The 8,560-nt window shown below is 63.5% G+C and carries 11 protein-coding genes; 6 read left to right on the top strand and 5 right to left on the bottom strand.

The window, feature by feature from the left end; translation table 11 throughout:
* Together fliM and fliL are read right to left on the bottom strand one after the other, a co-directional pair.
* The coding region (gene fliM / locus JOZ76_RS32565; RefSeq protein WP_291705492.1) for a flagellar motor switch protein FliM at nt 1–937 on the bottom strand (937 nt) is incomplete at its 3' end.
* A gap of 17 nt (nt 938–954) precedes the next feature.
* Nucleotides 955–1,455 (bottom strand): flagellar basal body-associated protein FliL, encoded by a 501-nt coding sequence (gene fliL, locus JOZ76_RS32560; RefSeq protein ID WP_291705491.1) that lies wholly within the window; start codon nt 1,453–1,455, stop codon nt 955–957.
* A gap of 394 nt (nt 1,456–1,849) precedes the next feature.
* On the opposite strand from fliL, the gene flgF reads away from it, so the two are divergent.
* From flgF to JOZ76_RS32530, 6 genes are all read left to right on the top strand, one after another.
* On the top strand, nt 1,850–2,617 hold the full coding sequence (gene flgF / locus JOZ76_RS32555; protein WP_291705490.1) for a flagellar basal-body rod protein FlgF: 768 nt from the start codon (nt 1,850–1,852) through the stop codon (nt 2,615–2,617).
* 38 nt (nt 2,618–2,655) lie between these two features.
* On the top strand, nt 2,656–3,444 hold the full coding sequence (gene flgG / locus JOZ76_RS32550; protein WP_291705489.1) for a flagellar basal-body rod protein FlgG: 789 nt from the start codon (nt 2,656–2,658) through the stop codon (nt 3,442–3,444).
* Between the two features lie 8 nt (nt 3,445–3,452).
* Nucleotides 3,453–4,550: a flagellar basal body P-ring formation chaperone FlgA gene (gene flgA / locus JOZ76_RS32545; RefSeq protein ID WP_291705488.1), complete on the top strand. Its 1,098-nt coding sequence runs from the start codon at nt 3,453–3,455 to the stop codon at nt 4,548–4,550.
* Nucleotides 4,551–4,555: 5 nt separating this feature from the next.
* Nucleotides 4,556–5,320, top strand: coding sequence for a flagellar basal body L-ring protein FlgH (gene flgH, locus JOZ76_RS32540; RefSeq protein ID WP_291705487.1), 765 nt, complete (start codon nt 4,556–4,558; stop codon nt 5,318–5,320).
* A 267-nt stretch (nt 5,321–5,587) separates the two neighbouring features.
* Nucleotides 5,588–5,818, top strand: a complete 231-nt coding sequence (locus JOZ76_RS32535; protein WP_291705486.1) for an AbrB/MazE/SpoVT family DNA-binding domain-containing protein — start codon at nt 5,588–5,590, stop codon at nt 5,816–5,818.
* Entirely contained in the window at nt 5,815–6,219 is a 405-nt protein-coding gene (locus JOZ76_RS32530; RefSeq protein WP_291705485.1) for a PIN domain-containing protein, read from the top strand. Before JOZ76_RS32535 ends, JOZ76_RS32530 begins: the two co-directional genes overlap by 4 nt.
* Nucleotides 6,220–6,273: 54 nt before the next feature.
* Here the strand turns inward: JOZ76_RS32530 and JOZ76_RS32525 are convergent, their stop codons facing one another.
* The 3 genes from JOZ76_RS32525 to JOZ76_RS32515 form a co-directional block, all read right to left on the bottom strand.
* Nucleotides 6,274–6,543 carry a hypothetical protein gene (locus JOZ76_RS32525; RefSeq protein WP_291705484.1) on the bottom strand — a complete coding sequence of 90 codons (270 nt, stop codon included), beginning with the start codon at nt 6,541–6,543 and terminating at the stop codon, nt 6,274–6,276.
* Between the two features lie 126 nt (nt 6,544–6,669).
* Complete coding sequence (locus tag JOZ76_RS32520) at nt 6,670–7,644, bottom strand: substrate-binding domain-containing protein (RefSeq protein WP_291705483.1); 975 nt, start codon at nt 7,642–7,644, stop codon at nt 6,670–6,672.
* The coding region (locus JOZ76_RS32515) for an ABC transporter permease (protein ID WP_291705482.1) at nt 7,631–8,560 on the bottom strand (930 nt) is incomplete at its 5' end. The genes JOZ76_RS32520 and JOZ76_RS32515, both read right to left, overlap by 14 nt.

The raw sequence follows: 8,560 nt of genomic DNA, 5'->3' as shown, positions 1-8,560 counted from the left end.
TCTCGGCCTGCGCGATCTGGGTGGCAAAATGCCCTTCCCAGACCGGATCGCGGCCGAATTTTTCGCCCATGAACATCTGCAGCAGCACGCTGCGGATCGGCTCGATAGTCGCATATGGCAAGAGCAGTTCGACGTTGCCGCCGCGGTCCTCCATGTCGATCCTGAGGCGAACCAGGATCGCGGCATTGGCCGGCCGGCTGATCGCGGCAAAGCGCGGATTGGTCTCCAGCCGGTCGATGGAGAATTTCACCGGCGACAACGGCCGGAACGCCTGCTCGGCATCGGACAGCACGACCTCGATCAGCCGCTTGACGAGGTTGGTCTCGATCGTGGTGTAGGGGCGGCCCTCGATGCGCAGCGTGGAATTGCCGCGCCGGCCGCCGAGCAGCACGTCGATCATCGAATAGATCAGGTTGGAATCGACGGTGGCGAGCCCAAAGTTCTCCCACTCCTCGGCCTTGAACACCGAGAGCACGGCGGGAAGCGGTATCGAGTTCATGTAGTCGCCGAACCGGACCGAGGTGATGCGGTCGAGCGAGACTTCGACGTTATCGGAGGTGAAATTGCGTAAGCTGGTCGTCATCAGCCGCACCAGGCGGTCGAAGACGATTTCGAGCATCGGCAGACGCTCGTAGGACACCATCGCCGAATCGATGATGGCGCGAATGCCCGAGTGGTCGTCGAGCGTGACCTCGCCCGCCGTGAAGCCGAGCAGGTTGTCGATCTCCTCCTGGGAGAGGACGCGCTCGCCATTGTTCTTGTTGTTGCCGAATTCGCGGCTGCCGTCCTCGACCATGGCGGCCCATTGCAGGGCCATGGTCTCGGTCAGTTCGTTTTCCGCAGCCGCCTTGGCGGCCTCGGCGGGATCCTCGGAATCCAGCGAGGCTTCCCATTGCGCGGCTATTGCATCTTGATCGACCGGATCGTTGCCCGCCATTCTCTAGACCCGCATCCTCACTGCACCACGATTTCCTTGAACAGCACCGCGCTGACCGGGATAGGCGCCACCGCGGCGCTGACGCGCTTGGTCAGCTCCTCCTTGAGGCGGAACAGGCCGGCCGAGCCGTTGAGGTCGGAGGGCCGCAGCTCGCGCAGATAGGTCTGGAAGATGTCGGTGACGCGCGGCATCGAAGGCTTGATCGCTTCGACCTGCTTCTCTTCCTTGACCTCGAGCACGACCTTGACCTTCAGATATTGCACGCGCTCGCCCGGCGCGCCCACCAGGTTGACCAGCATGTCCGGCACCTCGACGAACGCCGCGGGTTTTGGCGCCGCCGCTTCCGCATGCTTCTCCTCACCGGAATGGCTGAAGAACAGGAAATAGCTCGCCGCACCGCCGCCGATCAGGGCCAGCGCGAGCACCGCAATGATGACGAGCTTGAGCTTGTTCCTCGGTGCGGCGGTCGCCCCTGCGCCCTCGGCCGCGCCGCCGTCCGCCGTTTCACTGTCCGCCATGGCTTGATCCGCTTCGGCTTGCTTTCCTTAAAAAAGCGAGCTCGATGCCGCCAGGCTGCCAATGACGCGAAACCAGAATGACCCCAGCGCACACGCGCTCATTCGGCAACGCTAATTAACAATGGTTAATGGAACCTTTCTCTTGCCCCTCCACTGGGAAAAAGTTGCCGGGCAGACATGGTCAATAAGACCTTATTGCCGCTCCTTCGCCGGCCGGCAAAACAGCTAAGCCATTCCAATGGTGGAATTTTTCGACTTGGCACGGCTTTCGCTGAGAATCGGCCGAAGCACGACGGCTTGGGAGAGCTGAAGCGCTTCGAACAGAGGTCCGAACGGTCGTCCGCCTTGGGAGAGGCTTGGGCCTTGGGATCGCGCCAAAAGGGGAGCTTTGCCGATGGAGAATGCGCTTCTCATCGGACTTTCGCGGCAGATGGTGCTCGAGCGGCAGCTCGACGTCACCGCCAACAATCTCGCGAACGTCAACACCAACGGCTTCAAGTCCGACCACGCGCTGTTCGAGGAATATCTTCGCTCGGGCGCGCATGAGGACAATTTCGTCTCGCGCGACCGCGCCGTGAGCTTCGTGCAGGACCGCGGCACCTTCCGTGATGATTCGCAAGGCGCGGTGCAGATCACCAACAATCCGCTGGACGTGGCGATCAGTGGCGGTGGCATGCTCGCGGTACAGACCGCCGCCGGCGAACGCTATACCCGCGACGGCAACCTGCATCTCAACAATCTCGGCCAGCTCGTGACCAGCGCGGGCGATCCGGTGCTGAACGCCGCCGGCGCTCCGATCGTGTTCCAGCCGACCGACCACGATGTCAACATCGCCGCCGACGGCACCATCACGGTGCTGGAAGGCACCAGCCGGGCGGATTCGATCCGCGGCAAGCTGCGCGTGGTCAGCTTTGCCAGTGCGCAGCAGCTTCTGAAGCAGGGCGGCAATCTCTACGCCGCGACTGAGGGCGCCGCCGCGCAGGTCGACAGCAAGTCGACCGTGCAGCAGGGCTATATCGAGAAATCGAACGTCAACTCGGTCACCGAGATGAGCAACATGATCGCGATCTCGCGGGCCTATCAGAGCGTCGCCAACATCCTGCAGCAGCAGAGCGACCTGCACAAGAACGCCATCGAAAAACTCGCCGACGTCCCGGCCTGACCCCGAAACCAGTACCAGTAGCATAAGGGAAATCTGACATGCAGGCGCTCCACACCGCTGCGACCGGAATGGCGGCACAGGAACTCAACGTTCAGGTGATCTCCAACAACATCGCCAACCTGCGCACGACGGGCTTCAAGAAGCAGACCGCGGCGTTCCAGGACCTGATCTACGAGCACGTCCGCCGCGTCGGCGCGCAGGCCTCCGAACAGGGCACCATCCTTCCCGTCGGCATCGATCTCGGCGGCGGCGTGAAGACCGTCGGCACGCCACGCTCGATGACGCAGGGCACGCTGTCGCAGACCGGCAACGACCTCGACCTCGCGATCGGCGGCGAAGGCTTTTTCAAGATCCAGATGCCGGACGGCACCTTTCACTACACGCGCGACGGCACCTTCCAGATGGACAATCAGGGCCGCATCGTCACCGCCCAGGGCAACCCGGTGCAGCCGACCATCACGATCCAGCAGAACGCCTCGGGCATCACCATCAACTCGCAGGGCCAGGTCTCGGTGACGCTGCCGGGCTCGACCAACTCCACGGTGATCGGCCAGATCCAGCTCACGAAATTCATCAACAAGGCCGGCCTGCAGCCGGTCGGCAACAACGAGTTCACCGACACCCCCTCCTCCGGCCCGCCGCAGGACGGCGTCGCCAACGCCGAGGGTTTTGGCGCCATCACGCAAGGCAGCCTCGAGCAGGCCAATGTCGACGTGGTCTCGGAAATGAGCGATCTGATCGCCGCGCAGCGCGCCTATGAGATGAACGCCAAGGTGATCTCCGCCGCCGACCAGATGATGCAGTCCACCACCGCCCTGTTCCGCTGAGAGCCGTCATGATCGCTTTTCGCGCCCTGATCCTTGCATCTGCGCTGGCCGGCAGCCTCGTCGCGAACGTGGCCGCACATGGCGGCGACGATACCATCGCAGTCCCGGTGCTGCGCGCCGACGTCACCGTGACCGGCGACATCGTGCGGGTCGGCGACCTCATCGAGAATGCCGGCAGCTTTGCCCAGGTGCCGGTCTACCGGGCGCCGGATCTCGGCACCACGGGGACGCTTGCGACCGCGCAGGTCATCAACGCGCTGCGCGCACACCAGGTGATCGGGGTGGAGACGCGCGACATCAAGCAGGTCTCGGTGACGCGGCTCGCACGCAACGTGGGAGCCAAGGACATCGAGGAACAGGTCGCGCACGCGCTCGAACATCGCAGCGGCCTTGGCGATGCGGCAAGTCTCAGCCTGACCTTCGATCGCGAGCCGCAGGATTTCAGGCTCGACGCCGCCTTCACCGGTGCGCTGCAGCCGACCGCGATCCGTTTCGATCCGCGCAGCGGCCGCTTCGACGTCACCCTCGAAATCGCCGGCGAAAGTGCCGTGACGCCCGTGCGGCTGCGCATCGCTGGCACCGCGATCGAGACCGTCGAGGCCGCGGTGCTGACGCGCAATATCGACCGCAACGATCTCCTGAAATCCTCCGACATCATCATCGAGCGGCGCACCAAGGCCGAGGTTGGCGGCGATGCCGTGAGCCGCGAGGCCGCGCTCGGCATGCAGCTCCGCCATCCGATGCGATCAGGCCAGCCCATCAAGGTCGCCGACCTCGTCAAGCCCGACCTCGTGCAGCGCGACCAGGCCGTCACCGTGGTCTACCAGGCGCCGGGGCTCTATCTCACCACCCGCGGCAAGGCGCTCGACAATGGCACCGAAGGCGACGTCGTCAGCGTGCTCAACCTGCAGTCCAAGCGCACGGTCACCGGCGTCGTCACCGGCCGCGGCCAGGTCACCATTCAAACCGTCACCATTCAGGCCGTGACGGCGCAGGCCGCCGCGCCGCAAGGCGCCGGCGATCTCACCTCCTCGATCGCATCAGACAATTCCGCCACCGTGTCGGTCGCCTCCGTCCGCACCCAGCCCATCGCCAAGACAGAGTAAGGTTCATGTCCTGTCCCCAGTATCGTAGCTTACGCCGCATCGCGCTGACCGGCGCCTCGCTCACGATCCTCTGCGTCGCCAGTGGCTGCTCGTCGATCGACCGCTTATCGCAGATCGGCGAGAAGCCAAGACTGTCGGAGATCGAGAATCCGACGGCGCAGCCGGGCTACAAGCCGGTCGCGATGCCGATGCCGAAGCCGGAGACGGTGTCCTACAATCCGAACTCGCTGTGGCGGAACGGCTCGCGCGCCTTCTTCAAGGACCAGCGCGCGCACCAGATCGGCGACCTCATGACGGTGACCGTCAACATCACCGACCAGGCCAATTTCGCCAACGAGACCCAGCGCAGCCGCACCAACAAGGAAAACTCCGAGATTACCGACTTCCTCGGCTCAAAGCTGCTCACCGGGAACGCGGCAAAAGTGCTGCCGGGCAGCCTGCTGGCGGCGGACTCCGCCGCATCCAGTGACGGCAAGGGCTCGATCCAGCGCCAGGAGACGCTGGTGACCAACATCGCCGCCGTGGTCACGCAGGTGCTGCCGAACGGCAACCTGGTGGTCGAGGGCAAGCAGGAGATCCGCGTCAATTTCGAGGTGCGCGAACTGATCGTCGCCGGCATCGTGCGGCCCGAGGACATCCAGAGCGACAACACCATCGACTCCTCGAAGATCGCGCAGGCCCGCATCTCCTATGGCGGCCGCGGCCAGGTCACCGACGTGCAGCAACCGCGCTACGGCCAGCAGGTCATGGACGTGCTGCTACCGTTCTAGGCGCATGATCCCGAAAAGTGGGAACCGGTTTTCGGATCGGATCATGCGCCAAAAGACAACAGCTCCCACATCGTAAGCCCGCGAACCTAGGCGCGAACTTGCGATGTTCAAAGCGGCCTCCGGTAGCTCCCCTGCCGGAGGCCGCGATCGTTTTGGGAAGCACGCGTCGCCTCGCAGACGGTCGAACGAGCATCGGTTCCGGCTTGACGGCCCTAGGCGACAACTGGATATGATATACGTTAGACGATGGATATCATTGGAGGCACTATGCTCGTTTCCAAATGGGGCAACAGCCTTGCGGTGCGGCTGCCCAAGACACTGGTGGAGGCCCTAAAGCTCTCGCCCGGCGATGAACTCAACGTGGTCGAGGCCTCGAAGGGCCAGATTACCGTCGAGAAAGTCGACAAGCGCGCCGAGTTTCTCAAGCAGGTGGAGCAGTTCCGCTTCCCCCTGCCTGAAGGCTACAGATTCGATCGCGATGAGGCGAACGAGCGGTGAGTGCCTTCTTCGACAGCAACGTTCTGATCTATGCCTATTCATCCGATGCCCGGCGCGATCGTGCGCTGGCCACGATTGCCGGCGGCGGCGTCATCAGCGTGCAGGTGCTGAACGAGTTCACCAACGTCCTGCGCAAGAAGCAGAAGCAAGATTGGCCCGTGATCGAGGCTGCGCTGCAGACCGTTCGCTTTCGGTTTCCCGACATCATGCCGCTGACCGCCGACACGCATGCCGCAGCCATCGCCGTCGCGCGCGATCACCACTTGTCTTTCTATGATGCCCTCATCGTCGCGTCGGCGATCGAGGCTGGCTGCGACACGCTCTGCAGCGAAGATCTGCAGCACGGCGGCGTTATTGCCGGACTCAGAATCAAAAATCCATTTATCCAAGATGCGCCGTGAACCCGGGCGCGATCGCGCGCCGGAATGCGAAGCTGCGGGTTCATCCCGGCTTGCTTACCAACCCCACTGCGGAAGCAGGACCTCTTGATTGCCGTAGCGTATCACCGGAGTGACAGGCGGACCGTATGGATCGATCCGATCGTCCTCCGGGCGATAACGATAGCGAGGCACGACATAGGAATCCCAGTAGGGCCTTTCCACGGGCACCCTGATGATGAGTCTTTCGCGTGGCTCCCGAACCACTCTGGCCTCGGCACCAGACATCGCCAGGCCACCCAGCACCAAAGTCGTTCCAAGAGCGAACGCGACGGTCATGATCCTCATGTCTCTGCCTCCTTGCCACAGCGGCGAACCAACGAGCACCTGCTCATGATGGTTCCAGCGGCCCGGCGCTGAAGGATGCCCGGCACGAGGCCGGGCATCACGCGCGAGGGCTCGAGGCCGCTGCGATCAGAGCAGCCCGTTCTTCTTCAAGATGTCGGGCGCGTTGTCCTTGGTGATCAGCATGGTCGGCAGCGTGATGACCGGCTCGAGCTTCTCGCCCTTCAAGAGCTTGACCGCCTGGCGCAGGCCTTCGGCGCCCGGCGTCGCGTAAAGGAAGGTCGCGGTGAGCTGGCCATTGTTGACCCAGGTGACGCCTTCGTCCGGCAGCCCGTCGATGCCGATGATGAACTTGATGTCCTTGTCGCGGCCGGCATCCTTGGCGGCGAGATAGGCGCCATAGGCCATCGGATCGTTGTGGCCATAGACCATGTCGATCTTCTCGTTGTTGCGCAGCGCCGTGGTCATGATGTTGTAGGCCTTGTCCTGCTTCCAGTCGCCGGACTGATTGTTGAGCAGGTATTTGATACCGCCCTCCTTGTCCGTGAAGGCATGAAACCCGTCGTGGCGGTCGTGCGCCGGCTGCGTGCCCATGCCGCCCCAGATCTCGACGACGTTGCCGGCCGCCTTGCCCGGCCCGCCCAGCAGCTTCACCGCATGTTCGCCGGCCGCCCGCCCGATCGCGACATTGTCGCCGCCGATGAACTGCGTGATCCGCTTGGTATCGACGTTGCGATCGAGCACGATGACCGGAATCTTCGCATCGATCGCCTTCTCGACCACGCCGGTCAGTCCCGCCGATTCCTTTGGCGAGATCAGCAGCACATTGACCTGCTGCACGATCAGATTCTCGCAATCGGCAACCTGCTTTTCGGTCTTGTCCTGGCCATCTGTGATGACGAGATCGACATCCGGATGGTTTTTTGCCTCCGTCTGGATGTCCTTGTTGAACTGCACGCGCCACGGCTCCAGCGTGGTGCATTGGCTGAAGCCGACGCGCCACTTGCCCGCGGCCTTGGCCGCCCGCCACCCGCCCGGCAGATAGACGGTCGCCACGGCACCCGCGATACTCGTCGACAGTTTTATGAAATCACGACGCTTCATCGAGATCCTCCCTTGCAAATTGCGCCTTTGCGGCGCTTGGCAGCCGATCGGGTTCGGCTGATTTCGGATCGGCGGGCGGCTCATGCGACCGGCTGAACCGCCATCGTGCGATGAGGTGGCCAAAGGTCTGCTCCTGCACCAGCACGGTGCCGACGATGATCAATCCCTTCATCAAAAGCTGAACGTTGGAGTCGATGTTCTGGAGCTGCAAAATATCGGACAGCAATCCGAAGATCAGGACGCCGACAAAGGTGCCGGCGAGCCCGCCGCGGCCGCCCATCAGGCTGGTGCCGCCGATCACGACGGCCGCGATCGCATCGAGCTCGAGACCGGTGCCAGCGTCGGGCTTGCCCTGGCGATATTGTGCGACGAACAGCACGCCCGCGATTCCCGCGAGCAGCCCGGACAAGAGATAGGCCGTGAACTGCACCTGGCCGACCTTGATGCCGGAGAGTTTTGCGGCCTCGACATTGCCGCCGATCGCATAGGCATAGCGGCCAAAGGTCGTGAAGCGCAGGATCGCGCCGAACTGGGTGATCGCGGCGAGGAAGAACACGCTCGGCACCGGCAGCACGCCCCACAGCATCGAGCGCAGAAATTCAAACGCGGCGGTGGCGTTGCTACCGGTGTAGACCGGTACCACCGCATTGTCCTGCCCGGCGGTGAGGCGGGCGATGCCGAGTGCACTGACCATCATCGCGAGCGTAACGATGAAGGGCTGCAGCCGCCCGCTGACCACCAAAAGCCCATTGATCGCGCCGAGCAGCAGCGCCAGGCACGGCGTGACCAGGAGCACGCCGAGCACGCCGAATTTGGCCTGGACCTGGCTCGCGGTGAACCAGGCCACCGCGATCGCGGCAATGATGCCGAGCAGCGCGGGCAGCCACACGCCGCGCAGCCGCGAAAGAGCGATGTC

This window comes from Bradyrhizobium sp. (assembly GCF_019244115.1).
Taxonomy (GTDB): domain Bacteria; phylum Pseudomonadota; class Alphaproteobacteria; order Rhizobiales; family Xanthobacteraceae; genus Bradyrhizobium.
This window is presented reverse-complemented; position numbering and strand designations above follow the sequence as displayed.

Bases quoted from the DNA above. Each gene is read 5' to 3' on its own strand.
- fliL (WP_291705491.1), bottom strand. From the start codon at position 1,455: ATGGCGGACAGTGAAACGGCGGACGGCGGCGCGGCCGAGGGCGCAGGG.
- flgF (WP_291705490.1), top strand. From the start codon at position 1,850: ATGGAGAATGCGCTTCTCATCGGACTTTCGCGGCAGATGGTGCTCGAG.
- flgG (WP_291705489.1), top strand. From the start codon at position 2,656: ATGCAGGCGCTCCACACCGCTGCGACCGGAATGGCGGCACAGGAACTC.
- flgA (WP_291705488.1), top strand. From the start codon at position 3,453: ATGATCGCTTTTCGCGCCCTGATCCTTGCATCTGCGCTGGCCGGCAGC.
- flgH (WP_291705487.1), top strand. From the start codon at position 4,556: ATGTCCTGTCCCCAGTATCGTAGCTTACGCCGCATCGCGCTGACCGGC.
- JOZ76_RS32535 (WP_291705486.1), top strand. From the start codon at position 5,588: ATGCTCGTTTCCAAATGGGGCAACAGCCTTGCGGTGCGGCTGCCCAAG.
- JOZ76_RS32525 (WP_291705484.1), bottom strand. From the start codon at position 6,543: ATGAGGATCATGACCGTCGCGTTCGCTCTTGGAACGACTTTGGTGCTG.
- JOZ76_RS32520 (WP_291705483.1), bottom strand. From the start codon at position 7,644: ATGAAGCGTCGTGATTTCATAAAACTGTCGACGAGTATCGCGGGTGCC.